The organism is Amycolatopsis sp. CA-126428 (assembly GCF_002904335.1).
Lineage (GTDB): Bacteria > Actinomycetota > Actinomycetes > Mycobacteriales > Pseudonocardiaceae > Amycolatopsis.
In genome coordinates this window covers 27,173-43,179 of record NZ_PPHF01000114.1, presented here as the reverse complement: position 1 = coordinate 43,179, position 16,007 = coordinate 27,173, and the positions used below count along the sequence as shown (strand labels likewise).

General features: G+C 72.6%; 16 protein-coding genes and 3 pseudogenes. 16 read left to right on the top strand and 3 right to left on the bottom strand.

What is annotated here, in order from left to right:
- Positions 1 to 195: 195 nt before the first annotated feature.
- On the top strand, positions 196 to 1,035 hold the full coding sequence (locus C2L58_RS27845; protein ID WP_103340647.1) for a TIGR03620 family F420-dependent LLM class oxidoreductase: 840 nt from the start codon (positions 196 to 198) through the stop codon (positions 1,033 to 1,035).
- 107 nt (positions 1,036 to 1,142) lie between these two features.
- Here C2L58_RS27845 and C2L58_RS50760 read toward each other — a convergent pair.
- The 3 genes and pseudogenes from C2L58_RS50760 to C2L58_RS27830 all read right to left on the bottom strand — a co-directional run.
- Positions 1,143 to 1,370: pseudogene (locus C2L58_RS50760) on the bottom strand (sulfonate ABC transporter ATP-binding protein); the annotation flags it as partial.
- Positions 1,356 to 2,053 (bottom strand): annotated as a pseudogene (locus C2L58_RS27835) (ABC transporter permease); the annotation flags it as partial. The pseudogenes C2L58_RS50760 and C2L58_RS27835, both read right to left, overlap by 15 nt.
- Positions 2,054 to 2,207: 154 nt before the next feature.
- Entirely contained in the window at positions 2,208 to 3,344 is a 1,137-nt protein-coding gene (locus tag C2L58_RS27830; protein ID WP_103340646.1) for an acyl-CoA dehydrogenase family protein, read from the bottom strand.
- A gap of 164 nt (positions 3,345 to 3,508) precedes the next feature.
- On the opposite strand from C2L58_RS27830, the gene C2L58_RS27825 reads away from it, so the two are divergent.
- The 15 genes and pseudogenes from C2L58_RS27825 (at position 3,509) to C2L58_RS27770 (ending at position 16,007) form a co-directional block, all read left to right on the top strand.
- Positions 3,509 to 4,618, top strand: a complete 1,110-nt coding sequence (locus C2L58_RS27825) for an LLM class flavin-dependent oxidoreductase (RefSeq protein ID WP_103340645.1) — start codon at positions 3,509 to 3,511, stop codon at positions 4,616 to 4,618.
- A complete protein-coding gene (locus tag C2L58_RS27820) occupies positions 4,615 to 5,283 on the top strand; it encodes an alpha/beta hydrolase (protein WP_103340644.1) in 669 nt (222 codons plus the stop codon). Before C2L58_RS27825 ends, C2L58_RS27820 begins: the two co-directional genes overlap by 4 nt.
- An 8-nt stretch (positions 5,284 to 5,291) precedes the next feature.
- Positions 5,292 to 5,714, top strand: a complete 423-nt coding sequence (locus C2L58_RS27815) for an RrF2 family transcriptional regulator (protein ID WP_199191470.1) — start codon at positions 5,292 to 5,294, stop codon at positions 5,712 to 5,714.
- 11 nt (positions 5,715 to 5,725) lie between these two features.
- On the top strand, positions 5,726 to 6,154 hold the full coding sequence (locus C2L58_RS27810) for a cupin domain-containing protein (RefSeq protein ID WP_103340642.1): 429 nt from the start codon (positions 5,726 to 5,728) through the stop codon (positions 6,152 to 6,154).
- Between the two features lie 3 nt (positions 6,155 to 6,157).
- A complete protein-coding gene (locus C2L58_RS27805) occupies positions 6,158 to 6,883 on the top strand; it encodes a DsbA family oxidoreductase (RefSeq protein ID WP_103340641.1) in 726 nt (241 codons plus the stop codon).
- Positions 6,884 to 6,984: 101 nt separating this feature from the next.
- Positions 6,985 to 7,953, top strand: a complete 969-nt coding sequence (locus C2L58_RS27800; RefSeq protein ID WP_103340640.1) for an ABC transporter substrate-binding protein — start codon at positions 6,985 to 6,987, stop codon at positions 7,951 to 7,953.
- Complete coding sequence (locus C2L58_RS27795; RefSeq protein WP_103340639.1) at positions 7,950 to 8,756, top strand: ABC transporter permease subunit; 807 nt, start codon at positions 7,950 to 7,952, stop codon at positions 8,754 to 8,756. Before C2L58_RS27800 ends, C2L58_RS27795 begins: the two co-directional genes overlap by 4 nt.
- Before the next feature lie 8 nt (positions 8,757 to 8,764).
- Positions 8,765 to 9,733, top strand: coding sequence for an ABC transporter substrate-binding protein (locus C2L58_RS27790; RefSeq protein WP_103340638.1), 969 nt, complete (start codon positions 8,765 to 8,767; stop codon positions 9,731 to 9,733).
- Positions 9,730 to 10,428, top strand: a complete 699-nt coding sequence (locus tag C2L58_RS49425) for an ABC transporter ATP-binding protein (protein WP_158264183.1) — start codon at positions 9,730 to 9,732, stop codon at positions 10,426 to 10,428. The genes C2L58_RS27790 and C2L58_RS49425 overlap by 4 nt, the downstream gene beginning before the upstream one ends.
- Positions 10,425 to 11,051, top strand: a pseudogene (locus tag C2L58_RS51530) (FAD-dependent oxidoreductase); the annotation flags it as partial. The gene C2L58_RS49425 and the pseudogene C2L58_RS51530, both read left to right, overlap by 4 nt.
- A 319-nt stretch (positions 11,052 to 11,370) precedes the next feature.
- On the top strand, positions 11,371 to 11,895 hold the full coding sequence (locus C2L58_RS50755) for an FAD-dependent oxidoreductase (protein ID WP_146073696.1): 525 nt from the start codon (positions 11,371 to 11,373) through the stop codon (positions 11,893 to 11,895).
- Positions 11,892 to 12,245, top strand: coding sequence for a 4Fe-4S dicluster domain-containing protein (locus C2L58_RS50750; RefSeq protein ID WP_233225971.1), 354 nt, complete (start codon positions 11,892 to 11,894; stop codon positions 12,243 to 12,245). The genes C2L58_RS50755 and C2L58_RS50750 overlap by 4 nt, the downstream gene beginning before the upstream one ends.
- Positions 12,242 to 13,297: an LLM class flavin-dependent oxidoreductase gene (locus tag C2L58_RS27780; protein WP_103340637.1), complete on the top strand. Its 1,056-nt coding sequence runs from the start codon at positions 12,242 to 12,244 to the stop codon at positions 13,295 to 13,297. Before C2L58_RS50750 ends, C2L58_RS27780 begins: the two co-directional genes overlap by 4 nt.
- Complete coding sequence (locus C2L58_RS27775; protein WP_103340636.1) at positions 13,294 to 15,516, top strand: molybdopterin-dependent oxidoreductase; 2,223 nt, start codon at positions 13,294 to 13,296, stop codon at positions 15,514 to 15,516. The genes C2L58_RS27780 and C2L58_RS27775 overlap by 4 nt, the downstream gene beginning before the upstream one ends.
- Positions 15,516 to 16,007, top strand: coding sequence for a flavin reductase family protein (locus C2L58_RS27770; protein ID WP_103340635.1), 492 nt, complete (start codon positions 15,516 to 15,518; stop codon positions 16,005 to 16,007). Before C2L58_RS27775 ends, C2L58_RS27770 begins: the two co-directional genes overlap by 1 nt.

The following is a 16,007-nucleotide window of genomic DNA, read 5'->3' as shown; positions in this document are numbered from 1 at the left end:
GTCCGGCCCCGCTCACGGAGTGGCTGTGAAGGTCCCATGACAGCCAGTGTGCACTAGAAGAGTCGTAGCTACCGTGACGAAGTACCGCAACGCCCGTAGTTCCACCGGCCCTCCCCTGCGACGATGCCATCAGGTTATCGCTGCGCAGCCGCTTCAGCCCTCGTTCGCCGTGGGCCGTCGTGCTGGAGTCAGGGCATGAGCATTGATCTCGGGCTGCTCGGCGCCCACCTGCGCGAGCACGAAGTCACCCCGGAGAGCGCGGCGGAGGCCGAGCGAGCCGGCTACGGCACCCTCTGGCTGGACGCCTCACCTCCCGCCGACCTCGCCCTCCCCGAGCGGCTCCTCGACGCGACCACCCGGCTGGTCGTCGGCACGAGCGTCGTGAACGCCTGGACCGCCGATGCGGACACCGTCACCGCCTCCTACCACCGGATCGAAGCCAGGCATCCCGGCCGGTTCCTGCTCGGCGTCGGCATCGGACACCGCGAGGTCCACGCAGAGTACACTTCGCCGTACGACACGCTTGTGTCCTATTTGGACATGCTCGCCGCCGGTGGCGTCCCGGCCGACCGGACGGTGGTCGCCGCGCTCGGGCCGAGAATGCTGCGCCTGGCCCGCGACCGCACCGCCGGCACCATCCCCGGCATGGTCACCCCCGACCACACCCGGCGGGCACGTTCGATCCTCGGCCCGGGCAAGCTCCTGCTGCCCGGGCAGTTCGCCCTCCTCGAGCCGGACGCCGAACGGGCTCGCGCGGTGGCCCGGTCCGCACCGCCCGGAATGGCGCTGGGCGTCACCAACTACGCGAACAACCTCCGACGGCTCGGCTACACCGACGACGACCTGTCCGATGCCGGCAGCGACCGCCTCATCGACGCTCTCGTCGCCCACGGCGACCCGGCCACCGTCGCGACGAAGCTCCTGGCCCACCGCGACGCCGGCGCCGACCACATCGGCATCTACCCCCTCGGCGACGACCCGGTCGCCACCCTGCTCACGGTCGCCGAAGCGGTGCACGCCGTCAAAGCCCGGTGACGCGCCGGAGGATCAGCTCGACGCATCCGCCCGCAGGCACCACGGCGGTGTCGACGATCAGGTGAGCACGATCCCACGGCTCGAGCACCAGGGACGCGACCGGCCAGCGTCAGAGCGTCGAGGGCACCGAAGGGCTCGTCGAGCAGCAGCAAGCCCGGTTCGCGAACCAGCGCCTTGTCGGCGAGCGCCCGGTCGCGGGACTTGGCGACACCGTCCTGGCGCAAGCCGAGGACGACATTGCGCCAGACCTTCCGCCACGGGAGCAACCAGGGTTGCCGGAAGGCGACGGAAACGGTGCCGTCCACCACGACGTGACCGTCGACGTCGGTGCGCAGGAGCTCCCGCGCGTTGTTGACGACGTAGCCGACGCCGGCGTCGGCGTTGACCGTCTCGCGACGATCAGGGCCAGCCAGGCGATGCCGAGCGACTGCCGCAGCCCGACGAGTGCCTGTGGCAGCGCGCCCGGGAGCACGACGTGCCAGAGTCGTTCCGCGCGGGTGAAGCCGAGCGCGCGCGAGGCGTCGACGAGGTCCGGGTCGGCGCTGCGGATTCCCGAATGGACGTTGAGGTAGAGCGGGAACGCCACGCCGAGCGCGACCAGCGCGATCTTGGTCTCTTCGCCGATCCCGAACCAGAGGATGAACAACGGGACCAGGCCGAGGAAGGGCAGCGTCCGCAACATCTGCACCGGCGGGTCGGCGAGCGCCTCGCCCCAGCGGGACAGCCCGGAAAGGACGCCGAGCACGAGCCCGACGGCGGCGCCGAGGGCGAAGCCGGCGCCGACGCGGCCGAGGGAGACCGCAAAGGCAGTCCCGAGCTCGCCGCTGCGGGCGACCTCGGCGCCGGCCCGCAGGACCGTCCACGGCGAGCTGAGCTTGTCGGGCGGCAGGACGCCGGTCGCACTGGCGACCTGCCAGGCGGCGACGAGCACCACCGGGCTGATCCAGCGCCGGAGGTCGAGCCGGCGCCCGGACTTGCGCGGCGGCCCGTCGGCGGGTTTCCGGACGCGGGTCAGCACGCCCGTGGTGGAAAGGGACTCGGATTTCTCCCGGGGACGGGGGATGTCCGGGCCGGCGTGGCCCGAGCTTCGGGGGGCCGGAAGTCAACATGCGGGAAGGGGTTCCCATTTGGTGAACGCTCCTGGTCCATCCCGTGGAACGAGGAGCCGGGGTTCAGCCGAGGATCGACCGGCCCAGCGCAGTCAGCACGGCGTCGTCCTGCGGGGTGTGCACCCGGCTGCACAGCACGTCGCGGTAGTGCCGCTGCAGCGGGTTGGCCCGCGTCAGCCCGGGATTCCCGCTCAGCGCGACGGCCTGTTCCACCGCCTCGATGAGCAGCCTCGTCGCGAGCACCTTCGCCACCCCCGCGTGCGCCGCCGCATCCGGGTCGCCCTCGTCGGCCCGGCGGGCGAACCCGGACAGGAGCTCCTCCGCTCCGGTGATCCGCGCGGCGATCTCCCCGGCCCCGGTCCGGAACCGCGGCAGGGTGGCCAGCGGTTTGCCGAGACCGCTCGGGACGCGGTTCCGCAGGAACCCGGTGAGCCAGTCGAGCGCGTTGCGCGCGACACCGACGTAGATCGCGGGCAGCGCCAGCGGGAAGGTGAGCACCGGCGGCCGCTGAGTGTCCGGTGTGGACAGCCCCAGCGGAGCCGCGGCCGGGACGTCGGTGAACACGACGTCGTGGCTGGCGCTCGCGCGCAGGCCGAGGTGGTCCCACGTCGGCTCGATCGCGATGCCCGGACTGTCCCCGCGGACGAAGAACCCACCCACCCGCGGCGAAGGCTCGTCGGTCCGGGCCCAGACGATCATCCACCGCAGGCCCACCGAACCGGTCGAGTAGATCTTGCGCCCGGACAGGCGCCAGCCGCCGGCGGTCCGGCGGGCGACCGTCGCGGGCAGGCCGCCGCGGGTCGGCGACCCGAGCTCCGGTTCGACGCGCAGCGCGTTGATCAGCACCGGCCGCTCGGCGGACTCCGCGAGCACCTCCCGGTAGAGCTCCTCCCGCCAGGTCGGCTCGGCGCCCTGCGCGGCGTGGACGAACAGCGTCATCGCGGTGACCAGCGCGACCGACGGATCTCCGCGCCCCAGCTCGGAAAGCAACCGGACGGTGTCGAGGACGCCGGCGCCCGGACCGCCGTAGCGTGGGTGCACGGTCGTGGTCAGCAGCCCGGCGGCGTGCACCAGCTCGACGCCCTCGTGCGGGAACGTCGCTTCGCGGTCGTGCTCGGCGGCCCGTGCGGCCAGCCCGGCGACGATCGACGGCAACGCGGACAGGTCCGGCTGCGGGACGGTGGCGACGGTCGTGGTCACGAAGGCCTCCGGAAGGGTCGGCGAGCGGGCCGACGATAAGCCGCCCGGATCGGAAGAAGCCAGCCACGTCCACCAAATGGACACCTGCGGATGCCCGATTGACACCGCGGTCCCGCGTGCCGTTCCCTGGCGGAGCGTTCTTCTTGCGGCGAAAGGAAAAGCAGATGCCCGTCGAGTTCGTCGGCATGATCGGCACCCAGGACGCGAGCGAGACCAGGCCCGCCAGAGGACCGGTGATCGACCCCGCCTACGTCCGCCGGTTCGCCCGGGCGCACGAGGACGGCGGGTTCGACCGCGTGCTCATCGGCTATGGGGCGGGCTGGCCGGAAGGCCAGCAGGTCGCCGCCTACGCGGCCGCCCACACCGAGCGCCTCGGCCTGCTCGTGGCCCATCGCCCGGGATTCGTCGCGCCGACGCTGGCGGCGCGCGCGTTCGCCACCCTCGACCACTTCAGCGGCGGCCGGGTGGCGGTGCACACCATCACCGGCGGCAGCGACGTCGAGCAGGCCCGCGACGGCGACTACCTGCCCAAGGACGAGCGCTATGAACGCACCGGCGAATACCTGGACATCCTCAAGCGCGCCTGGACTTCCGGTTCGGCGTTCTCCCACCACGGCAAGCACTACCGGCTCGACGACTACACGCCGCAGGTGCGGCCACTGCAGAACCCGCGGATCCCGCTGTACTTCGGCGGTTCCTCCGAGGCGGCGTACCGCGTCGGCGGCAAGCACGCCGACGTCTTCGCGCTGTGGGGCGAACCGCTGAAGGAAACGGCGGAGCAGATCGCGTCCGTCCGGGCGGCGGCGAAGGCGGCCGGACGCCTCACCCCGCCGCGGATCAGCGTGTCCTTCCGGCCCATCCTGGGCCCCACCGAGGAGCTGGCCTGGGAACGGGCCGAGCGGATCCTCGACAAGATCACCGCGTCCGGCACGGCGAAGGCGGCCCGCGAATGGCGTGACGGCGGCCCGCCCGCCAACGCCGGCAGTGTCCGGCTGCTGGCCGCGGCCGCGAAGGCCGACCGCCACGACCGTGCACTGTGGACACCCCTGGCCACCGCCACCGGCGCGGCGGGCAACTCCACGGCGCTGGTCGGCACGCCCGAAACGGTGGCCAGGGCGTTGCTGGACTACGTCGACATCGGCGTCACCACCCTGCTGATCCGCGGCTACGACCCGCTCGACGACGCCATCGACTACGGCAGGCACCTGCTGCCGCTGGTGCGCTCGGAGCTGGCCCGGCGCGAGCGGCAGCCCGCCACGGCGGCTGCCGTATGACCCGCGCCCCCGCCCGCTGGGCCCCACCGGAGGGCGTGGCGGTGCGCGGCACGGTCGTGCTGCTACCAGGCCGGGGCGAGCACCCGGGGCTGTACACCCGGCTCGGCACCCGGCTGGCCTTCGACGGCTACCGGGTGGTCGCCGTCGCGTCCCCGGACGACGTCGCCGGCGAACTCCGCGGGAACCCGGTGCCGGTGGTGCTGCTCGGCAGTGACACCGGTGGCCTGGCCGCCCTCGCCCTCGCCGCCGAGCTGCCGGTGCACGCGGTCGTGGCGGCCGGGCTGCCGCTGTCGGCCGACGTCACGCCGGATCGCTCCTGGGCAGCCGAACTCGACGCGCGGACGGCGTGCCCGGTGCACCGCGAGCTCCTCGGGGCCGACGACCGGCTGCGGCGCGGTGCCCTGCTTTCGGAGCCCGCCGGCATCCCGGCGGTGCTGCCCCGCACCCCGGTGCTGGTCCTGCACGGCGGCGCGGACCGGGTCGCGGACCCGAAGGCCGCCCGCGCGTTCGCCGAGATGCTCCCGGCGGGTGAGTTCGTGCTGATCGAGGACGGCCGGCACGACGTGCTCAACGACGTCGCCCACCGCAGCGTGGCCGCCGAGGTCGTCCAGTTCCTGGAGTGGCTGCGCGCCGGGACGCGCGGGCCGGTCCTGGTCCGGGGATGATGGCGGGCATGCGCATCTCGGCCAGGGCGGACTACGCGATCAGGGTGCTGCTGGAGCTCGCCGCGGACACCACGCGGCCGATCACCTGCGAAGCCGTCGCCTCCACCCAGGACATCCCGGCCCGGTTCATCAAGGCAGTCCTCCGCGACCTGCGCCAGGCCGGGCTGGTCCGCAGCCAACGCGGCTGCGAAGGCGGCTACTGGCTGGCCAGAGCGGCCGGCGAAGTCACCGTGCGGGACGCCGTGGTCGCGGTCGACGGCGAGTTCCTGTCCGTCCGCGGCGAGCCGCGCCCCGCGCTGTCCTACCACGGCACGGCCGCCGGGATGGCCCCCTTCTGGTCCGGCGTCGAAGCCGGGCTCGACGCGCTCCTGTGCGCGACCACGATCGCCGACCTGCTCGACGACGCGGCCCCGGCCCGCGTCGCCACCTGAAAGGACCTTTCGTGAGCGACCTCTGGCACCAGCCGCTGCGGCACATCCGCGGCGCCGACCTGACCGGCGACACCAACCAGACGACCGGGATGACCCGCCTGGAGGCCATCTCGGGCAAGACCGTCGGGTCGTCGAAGGTGTGGATGGGCGAGACGCACGTCGCGCCGGTGACCAACTCCGGCGACCACCACCACGGCGAGGCCGAGACGGCGATCTACGTCAAGGCCGGCCACCCGGTGTTCGTCTTCGCCGACGGCGAGGAGGAGGTCCGGATCGAGACCGGGCCCGGTGACTACGTCTTCGTGCCGCCGTACGTACCGCACCGCGAGGAGAACCCGACCGGCGAAGAGGCGATCGTGATCATCGCGCGCAGCAGCCAGGAAGGCATCGTGGTCAACCTGCCGAGCCTGTGGTCCCCGGTCGACGTGCCCGAGGAGTGAGGCGTGCCGCTCGAAGTCGTCGAGTACACCGATCCCGCCTGCCCGTGGGCGTGGGGGTCGGAGCCGAAGTTCCGCCGGCTGCGGGCGGAACTGCCGGTCGCCCGGTGGCGCCGGGTGTTCGGCATCCTCTTCGACGACGACGAGGACCCGGCCCCCGACCCGGCTGCCGAGGCCGCCTGGTACGCGAAGTTCATCGACGGCGTCACCGAGCACACCGGCGCCCCGAAGCCGCCGCACCTGTCGTGGGTGGCCCGCACGAGCTGGCCGGCCTCGCTGGCCGCGAAAGCCGCCGAAGCGCAAGGGGAAACCGTCGCCGACCTGGTCCTGACGCGGCTGCGCGAAACGACATTTCTGCACGGCACCCCGGCCGACGACGCCGACCGCGTGTTCGCCGCCGTCGAAGGCGTGCCGGGCCTCGACCTCCCCGCGTTGCGCGCGGCCATGGCGAGCGACGAGGTCCGGCAAGCCGTCCGCGAGGACTGGCGTGAGACGCGGAGCCCGTGCCCGGAAGTCCTCGACATCACCGCGCCCGGACCACACAGCGGCCGCGCGAAGCACCTCGAACACCACGTCCGCTACGCCCTGCCGACGCTGACCTTCACCGGACCCGGCGGCCGGTTCGTGGTGCCCGGCTGGCGCCCGCTGCGCGAGTACTTCGCCGCCGGGCGCGCCGCGTCGGTCCACAGTGGAATCCTTCCCGGCTCGTGGGAACGCGGCCGCGGACATTGACTCTCCCCCGCCCCGGGGGAAAATAGACACACGCCGGTGACCATTCAGCCCGGTCCCGCAGCCCGAATCTCCGCGGCCCGACACCGCATTGGGAGTTCCGCATGCCCTCGAAACCCCGGCTCGTCCTGCTCGTGGCCGCCCTGCTCGGCCTCACCACGCTCACCGCCTGCAGTTCGTCCACATCGGACGCTTCCGGCGAGGTGGTGCTGCGCGTGGGCGACCAGACCGGCGCCACGCAGTCCCGGCTCAAGGCGGCCGGACTGCTCGGCAACCTGCCGTACAAGATCGAGTGGTCGCAGTTCGCCGCCGCGGTCAACCTGCACGAGGCCCTGCGCGCGGACGCGATCGACATCGGCGGCGCCAACGACTCGCCCACCGTCACCGCGATCGCCGGCGGCTCCAAGATCAAGGTCGCCGCGGCCTGGAACAACGGGGGCAAGGGCACCTACCTCCTGGTGCCGAAGGACAGCCCGGCCCGGACCGTCGCCGACCTCAAAGGCAAGCGGATCTCCCCCACCACCCGCGGCAGCGTCGCGCACTACCTCGTGATCGGCGCCCTGAAGCAGGCCGGGCTGTCGGACAAGGACGTGACCCTGAACTTCCTCGCGCCGTCCGAGGCCAACGGCGCGTTCTCGACCGGCAACATCAACGCCTGGGCCACCTGGAGCATCTACGCCGCCCGGGCCCGCGGCGAACTGGGCGCGCGGGTCCTGTCCGACGGCGCGGGCATCAACTCCGGCCTCAACGTCCTCTCCGCGACGGACAAGGCGCTCGGCGATCCTCGGAAGCGGACGGCGATCCAGGACTTCGCGAGCCGCGTCGACAAGAGCTACGCGTGGTCGAAGGACAACCCCGACGCGTTCGACAAGTGGTACGCCGGGTTCGCCCACCAGTCACTGGAAATCGCCGCCCAGGTGCGTCCGGACGAGACGAACTACCAGCGCGTCCCGGTCGACGCCGCGCTCGCGGCCCAGCTGCAGAAGACCTACGACACGTGGGTTCAGCAGGGCCTCTTCCCCGGCGGCAAGAAACTCGGCGAGTACCTCGACTCCGGCCTGGATCCCCGGTGACCCGCGCCCTCACCCGGCCCGTCGCCGCCGGGTTCCGATTCCCGTACCGAGCCGTCTCGTGGCTGGCCCCGGTCGCCGTCCTCGCGCTGTGGGAGCTGCTCGCGCGGACCGGGCTCCTGCCGAAGCAGGTGCTGCCGGCCCCGAGCAGCGTGCTGGCCAAGGCCGGCGATCTGATCGCCGACGGCGAACTGCCCGCCAACTTGGTGGCCAGCCTGCAGCGGTCGGCCACCGGGTTCGCCATCGGCGCGAGCTTCGGTCTCGGGCTCGGTCTGCTCGTGGGACTGTCCAGAGTGGCCGAAGCGCTGCTGGACCGCAGCATCCAGATGGTCCGCGCGGTCCCCTTCCTGGCCATCCTGCCGCTCGTGATCGTCTGGTTCGGGATCGGCGAGGCCGGGAAGATCTTCCTGATCGCACTCGGCACGGCCGTCCCGCTGTACCTGACCACGGTGCTCGGCATCCGGCAGATCGACCCGAAACTCCTGGAGATGACCGACGTAGTCGGCCTCGGCCGGGCCGCGCAGATCCGCTGGGTCGTCCTGCCGGGTGCGCTGCCCTCGATCCTCGGCGGGCTCCGGCTGTCGCTGACGGCGGCCTGGCTCGCCCTGGTCATCGCCGAAACCCTCGGCGCCGACGCGGGACTCGGGTTCATGGCCACCAACGCCCGCGAGTTCCTGCAAACCGACGTCATCGTGCTCGTCGTGCTCATCTACGCCGTGATCGGGATCCTCTGCGATCTCGTCACCCGCCTGCTGGAACGCCGCCTGCTGCGCTGGCACCCCACCTACGCCCGCCTGACCGCCTGAGGAGCGCCATGACACTCTCCCGCCGCACGTTCCTGACCGCAGCCGGGCTCACCGCCCTCGCCGCCCCGCTCGCCGCGTGCGCCACCGGCTCGGCCGGCGGCGCCACGCAGGGCAAGGTCCGGCTGACCTACAGCACCATTTCCGTCCCGAAGGCCCGTGGCGTGCTCGAGAAGACGCTCAAGGACCAGGGCATCGCCGTCGAGTGGGTGGGCCCGTTCCCCAACCACGCGCCGACGCTGCAGGCCGTCGTCGGCGGCACGGCCGACTTCAGCTTCGGCGGCAGCACCACCCCGGCCGACCAGGCGGTCCTGTCCGGCGCCGACCTCGTCTACGTCGCCTGGGCGGCGTCCACCCCGCGGACCACCGCCATCGTCGCCGGTGCGCACACCGGCATCGGGAAGGTCACCGATCTCGTGGGCAAGACCGTCGCCGTCAACAAGGCCGGGCTCGGCGAGTTCCTGCTCGTCGCCGCCTTGGAGAAGTACCACGTCCCGCGCGAGTCGGTGAAGGTCACCTACCTCAACCCACCGGAGGCCTCCGCCGCGTTCGGGGCCGGGAAGATCGACGCGTGGGCCATCTGGCAGGGCTTCCGCGAGATCGCCGAAGTCCAGTACGGCGCCAAGCCCATCTTCGTCGACGGCGACGAGCTGGACTTCCAGATCGACTTCACCAGCTACCTCGTCCGCCGCGACTACGCCGAGCAGAACGCCGACACCATCCGCAAGGTGATCGCCGCGTTCCAGGCCGACTACGACTGGCAGAACCAGCGCTACAAGGAGTCCCTCGACATCGGCAACGCCGTCTCGCACTACCCGCAGGCGGTCCTGGACAAGATGGCCGCCAAGAACGTCCGGACGAAGCTGGCGCTGATCAACGACGACGGGATCGCGCAGCTGCAGCGCGGAGCCGACTGGCTCACGAAACGGAAGGTGCTCAGCGGCCCGATCACCATCGCCGACCACGCGGTGAAGCTGTGAGCACGGCCGTGCGCGTGCGCGCGCTGACCAAGAGCTTCGGTCCACGAACCGTCCTCAATGGACTTGACCTCGACATCGTGCCCGGCGAGTTCGTCGCGCTCATCGGCGAAAGCGGTTGCGGCAAGACGACGTTGCTGCGCCTGCTCGCCGGGCTCGACACGCCCGACGGCGGCGAGCTGACGGCCCCGGCCGAGCGGATGGTCGTGTTCCAGGAGCACCGGCTGCTGCCCTGGCGGCGGGTGTGGCAGAACGTCGCCGTCGGCCTGCCTCGCGAGGCCGCGGCCCGTGCGCTGACCGAAGTCGGCCTGGCCGGGCACCTCGACGCCTGGCCGGTCACGCTGTCCGGCGGCGAGGCCCAGCGCGTCGCCCTCGCCCGGGCACTGGTCCGAGAACCCCGGCTGCTGCTGCTCGACGAACCGTTCGCCGCCCTCGACGCGCTGACCCGGATCAAGATGCACGCCCTCGTCCGGGACCTGGTGGCCGCGCACCGCCCGGCCGTCCTGCTCGTCACGCACGACGTCGACGAGGCCATCCTCCTCGCCGACCGCGTGGTCGCGATGCGGGGCGGCCGGCTCGCCGCCGAGCATCGCGTGGCCTTCGACGGCGAACGCAGCCGCCGCAACCCCGAGTTCGAGGAGCTGCGCCACCGCTTGCTGGCCGAGCTCGGCGTCGCCGAACTGGCCGAGACCCGGTGAAAGCCGACGTGCTCGTCATCGGGGGCGGCCTCGCCGCGACCTGGACCGCCCTGTCCGCGGCCCAGGCCGGCGGGGACGTCGTGCTGGTGGACAAGGGTTACTGCGGCACCAGCGGCGTCACGGCTACGGCCGGGGTCACGCACTGGTTCGTCGAACCGGAAGACCACGAGAGGGCGGTGGCCGAGCGGCACGCGCACGCCGGCGGTCTCGCCGAGCCCGAACGGGCGCTGCGGGTCCTGCGCACGACGTGGGAGCGGCTGCCGACCCTGGACCGGTACTACCCGTTCCCGCTGCGGGACGGAAAGCCCGACCGGACGAACAACGTGCGCGGGCCCGAGTACCTGCGCGCCATGCGCGGGCTCATCCACCGCGCCGGCGTCCGGATCCTCGACCACCACCCCGCCCTCGAACTGCTGCTGCGCCCGGACGGTTCCGTGGGCGGCGCGGCCGGAGTCCGGCGGCAGGCGGGCGGGAACTGGCAGGTGCGGGCGGGCGCGGTCGTGCTGGCCACCGGCGGCACGGCCTTCCGCTCGCACCTGCTCGGCTCGCGCGGCAACACCGGCGACGGCCACCTCATGGCCGTCGAGGCCGGCGCGCGGTTGTCGGGCATGGAGTTCTCGAACTACTACACCCTCGCCCCGGCGTACTCGACGATGGCGCGGTCGATGACCTACCTGTTCGGCACCTACACCGACGTCGACGGCCGGGTCATCGAGCTGCCGCCCGGGCCGGACCGCAACCGCGTCCTCGGCGCGGCGATGCTGCGCGGCCCGGTGTTCACCACCCTCGATCGCGCGCCGGAGTGGGTACGCCGGAAGATGCCCGTGGTGCAGCCGAAACTTCCTGCTGCCGTTCACCCGCCGCGGGATCGACCCCTACACGCAGCCGTTCGAGGTCACCCTGCTCGGCGAGGGCACGATCCGCGGGGTCGGCGGGCTGGTCGTGGCCGCGGACTGTGCCACGGACGTGCCCGGGCTGTTCGCCGCGGGGGACGTCGCCAGCCGGGTGCCGGTGGTCGGCGCGATCTCGGGTGGTGGGTCGCCGAACTCCGCGTGGGCGGTGTCGTCGGGCACCTGGGCCGGGCGGGCGGCGGTCCGGCACGCCCACGGCACCGCCGCGGCTCCGCTGCGGCCGATCGGGCGGGCGGGCATCCGGCCGAGCGGACGCCGGGCCGCGGTGGACACGACCGCCGTGATCGACGTCGTCCGGGAGGAGCTGAACGCCTACGACAAGAACATGTTCCGCGACGAAGCCGGCCTCCGAAGCTCTTTGTCTACATTGGATACCTTGTGGACGGAGGTCGAGGCCACGCTGACGGGGGAAGGCCGCGACGCCGTGACCGCGCGCGAGACCGCGTCGCTGGTCGCCATGGGCCGGTGGGTCAAGGAAGCAGCGCTGCGCAGGCGGGAGTCCCTCGGCATGCACTGGCGCACGGACGACCCCACCTGGCAGGAGGCCGCCGCGTGATCGAACTCGTCCTCGCCGACCGCTGCATCGCCTGCGACAAGTGCGTGCGGGTGTGTCCCAGCGACGTCTTCGACGCCGTCCCGGACGCCCCGCCCGCCATCGCCCGCCAGAGCGACTGCCAGACGTGCTTCCTGTGCGAGCTCTACTGCCCGGTCGACGCCCTGTTCGTCGACCCCGACTGCCGCCACCCCGTGGCCGTCGACGAAACCGCCGTCCGGGCTTCGGACTGGCCCGCGCAGTACCGGCGCGACTCCGGCTGGGGCCGGGCGCGCCGCACCCACGCCAACGAAAGCTGGCGGATGAGCGACATCTTCGCCGCCGCCCGCGCCCTGGGACAGGAGACCCCGTGACGCTCGAATTCATCGGCTACGCCGCCGGCCGCCAGGCCAGCGAGATCATCTCGCCGGAAGGGCCGATCATCCAGCCGGAGTACCTGCGCGAGGTCGCCCGCACGCACGAGGAAGCCGGGTTCGACCGGGTGCTGATCGCCCAGTCGGCGAGCAGTCCGGACGGGTTCGTGCTCGCCGACCAGGTGCTGGCCGCCACCGAGCGGCTCGGCGTCCTGCTCGCCCACCGGCCCGGCTTCGTCGCGCCCACCCAGCTCGCCCGCAAGTTCGCCACCCTCGACGCGTTCCACCCCGGCCGGATCGCGCTGCACGTGATCACCGGCGGCGACGACGCCGACCAGGCCCGCGACGGCGACTTCACCGACAAGCCCACCCGCTACCGCCGCACCGACGACTTCCTGTCCGTGGTGCGCCGGACGTGGGACGCGGCCGAACCCTTCGACCACGACGGCGAGTTCTACCGGGTCCGGGGCGCCCGCTCCGACGTCCGCCCGGACGGCGGGATCCCGGTGTACTTCGGCGGCGCGTCCGCCGATGCGATCCGGGTCGGGGCGAAGCACGCCGACGTCTACGCGTTCTGGGGCGAACCCCTGGCCGGGATCGCCGAGCGAATCGACCAAGTGCGGGCCGCGGCCGGCCGGGACATCGCCTTCAGCGTCAGTCTCCGGCCGATCCCCGCGGCCACCGAAGCCGAGGCCTGGGATCGCGCTCGGGACATCCTGCGGCTGACCCGGGACCGCGTCGGCGAGTTCAAAGGCCGCCGCGACTCGAGCGAAGCCGTCGGCTCACAGCGGCTCCTGGAGGCCGCGGCGACCGGCGACGTGGTCGACGAACGCCTCTGGACGGCGGTCGCGAAGACGACCGGTGCCGCCGGGAACTCGACCGCGCTGGTCGGCAGCTACGAGCAGGTCGCGGACTCGCTGCTCGACTACGTCCGGCTCGGCGTCGGCACGCTGCTGATCCGCGGGTTCTCGCCGCTGGCCGACGCCCGCGACTACGGCAGGCTCGTTCGCCTGGTCAGGGAAAAGGCCGACGCGGTTACCGTCGGCGCATGAAGCCGAGCACATCGCACTGGGGTGCCTTCTCCGCCGAAGTCGACGCCGACGGCCGGCTGCGCGTCGAGCCGCACCCGGCGGATCCGGCGCCGTCGCCGCTGCTGGGCAACCTGGGCGCCGCGCTGGACCACCCGAGCCGGGTGGCCCGGCCGGCGGTCCGGCGCGGCTGGCTCGAAAACGGCCCCGGTCCGGACTCCCTGCGCGGTCACGACGAGTTCGTCGAGGTGCCCTGGGACGAGGTGCTCGACCGGCTCGCGGCCGAACTCGACCGCGTCCGGACCGAGCACGGCAACCAGGCGATCTTCGGCGGCTCCTACGGCTGGGCGAGCGCCGGCCGGTTCCATCACGCGCAAAGCCAGCTGCACCGGTTCCTGAACACCATCGGCGGCTTCACGGCGTCGCGGAACACCTACAGCAACGGGACCTCGTCGGTGCTGCTGCCGCACGTCGTCGGCGACACGCACGCCGTGTTGCGGCAAGCGTCGACCTGGCCGACGATCGCCGAGCACACCGAGCTGATCGTCGCGTTCGGCGGCGTACCGGAGAAGAACGTGTTCGTCACCCCCGGTGGCGTCACCGTCCACGGGACACCCGGGCACCTCGAGCGGCTGCGGGCCCGCGTCGCGCTCGTCAGCCCGCTGCGCGACGACCTGCCGTCCACAGTGGACGCCCGGTGGTATCCGATCCGGCCCGCCACCGACACCGCGCTCATGCTCGCGCTGGCCCACACGCTCGTCGTGGAAGGGCGGCACGACCGGGATTTCCTCGATCACTACTGCGTCGGCTACCCGGAGTTCGAGCGGTACCTGCTCGACAAGAATCCGGAGTGGGCCGCCGGGATCACCGGCATCCCGGCGGCTGAGATCGTCGCGCTCGCCCGGGAAATGGCCGCGCACCGGACGTTGCTCACGGTGACGTGGTCGCTGCAGCGCACCGAACACGGCGAACAGCCGGTCTGGGCAGGTATCGCGCTGGCCGCGATGCTGGGCCAGATCGGCCTGCCCGGCGGCGGCTTCGGGCACGGCTACGGTTCGATGGGCGACGTCGGCGACACCGGCCCCGAGCTGCGCGTCCCGCACCTGCCGCAGGGCGTGAACCCGGTGCGCGAGTTCATCCCGGTCGCACGGATCGCCGACCTGCTGCTGCACCCCGGCGACACCTACGACTACGACGGCGAAGTCCGCCGCTACCCGGACACCCGGCTCGTCTACTGGGCGGGTGGCAACCCGTTCCACCACCACCAGGACCTCAACCGCCTCCGCCGCGCGTTCACCCGCCCGGACACGATCGTCGTCCACGAACCCCACTGGACGGCCACCGCCCGGCACGCCGACATCGTCCTGCCCGCGACGACGACCTTGGAACGCGAAGACATCGGATCCGGCCGGCGCGACACCCACCTGATCGCGATGCACCGGATCGCGCCGCCCGCCGGCGAGGCACGCGACGACTACGCGATCTTCGCGGCTTTGGCGGCCCGGCTCGGCGTTGCCGAGGCGTTCACCGAAGGCCGCACCGCGAGAGAGTGGCTGGAACACCTGTACGGCTCCTGGCGCGACGAACCGGCGTTCGAGCGGTTCTGGGCCGACGGCGAACTGAAGCTGCCACCCGGCCGCGAGCACCACACGCTGTTCGCCGACTTCCGCGCGGACCCGGTCGCGCAGCCCTTGCGCACGCCGAGCGGCCGCATCGAGATCACGTCGGCGACCATCGCAGGCTTCGGTTACCCGGACTGCCCCGGCCACCCGGTCTGGCTCCCGCCGTCCGAATCCGGGCCGTTGTGGCTGATCGCCAACCAGCCGCACACCCGGCTGCACAGCCAGCTCGACGCCGGTGCCGTCAGCAGTGCGGGCAAGGTGGCGGGCCGCGAGCGGATCCGCCTGAACCCGGCCGACGCGGCGGCCCGCGGCATCACGACCGGCGACGTCGTCCGGGTGTTCAACGCCCGCGGCGCCTGCCTGGCCGGCGCGGTCCTCGACGACGCCCTCCGCCCCGGCGTGGTCCAGCTCCCGACCGGCGCCTGGTTCGACCCGGTCGACGACCACCCCGCCGGCCCGCTGTGCGCCCACGGCAACCCGAACGTCCTGACCGCCGACATTCCGTCGTCGCGACTGTCGCAGGGCTGCGCCGGCCAGCACGCGGCCGTCGACGTCGAACGCTTCACCGGCCCGGCCCCGCGCGTGCGGGCGCTGCATCCCCCGCTTCGGAAAGGACGCTGATGATCGACCTCCAGTCCGTGACGTCCGAAAGCCACCTGCGCGAAGCCTTCGGCTGCTTCCCCTCCGGCGTCACCGCGGTGTGCGCCCTCGTCGACGGCGCTCCCCGCGGGATGGCCGCGAGCTCGTTCACCTCGGTTTCCCTGTCGCCGCCGCTGGTGTCGCTCTGCCTCCAGCGGACGTCCTCGACCTGGCCGCTCCTGCGGGACCGCCCCCGGCTCGGCCTGAGCGTCCTCGCCGAAGGACAGGACGACGCCTGCCTCAGCCTGTCCGCCCGGCAAGGGGACCGCTTCCGCGAGGTCGAGTGGGAGTGCGGCCCGGACGACAGCGTCTTCATCAGCGGATCGAGCGCCTGGCTGGAGTGTTCCCTGCACGCGGAGGTCCCCGCCGGCGACCACGTGATCGCCCTGCTGGAGATCCACCGGCTGCGCACGGGCGAAACCCCGCCGCTGGTCTTCCACGGCAGCCGCTTCCGCCGGCTCGCCGCCGTCTGA

What these genes read in the sequence shown, in the direction of transcription:
- C2L58_RS27790 (WP_103340638.1), top strand. Translation starts at nt 8,765, where the DNA reads ATGACACTCTCCCGCCGCACGTTCCTGACCGCAGCCGGGCTCACCGCC.
- C2L58_RS27845 (WP_103340647.1), top strand. Translation starts at nt 196, where the DNA reads ATGAGCATTGATCTCGGGCTGCTCGGCGCCCACCTGCGCGAGCACGAA.
- C2L58_RS27775 (WP_103340636.1), top strand. Translation starts at nt 13,294, where the DNA reads ATGAAGCCGAGCACATCGCACTGGGGTGCCTTCTCCGCCGAAGTCGAC.
- C2L58_RS27820 (WP_103340644.1), top strand. Translation starts at nt 4,615, where the DNA reads ATGACCCGCGCCCCCGCCCGCTGGGCCCCACCGGAGGGCGTGGCGGTG.
- C2L58_RS27825 (WP_103340645.1), top strand. Translation starts at nt 3,509, where the DNA reads ATGCCCGTCGAGTTCGTCGGCATGATCGGCACCCAGGACGCGAGCGAG.
- C2L58_RS27770 (WP_103340635.1), top strand. Translation starts at nt 15,516, where the DNA reads ATGATCGACCTCCAGTCCGTGACGTCCGAAAGCCACCTGCGCGAAGCC.
- C2L58_RS27815 (WP_199191470.1), top strand. Translation starts at nt 5,292, where the DNA reads ATGCGCATCTCGGCCAGGGCGGACTACGCGATCAGGGTGCTGCTGGAG.
- C2L58_RS27800 (WP_103340640.1), top strand. Translation starts at nt 6,985, where the DNA reads ATGCCCTCGAAACCCCGGCTCGTCCTGCTCGTGGCCGCCCTGCTCGGC.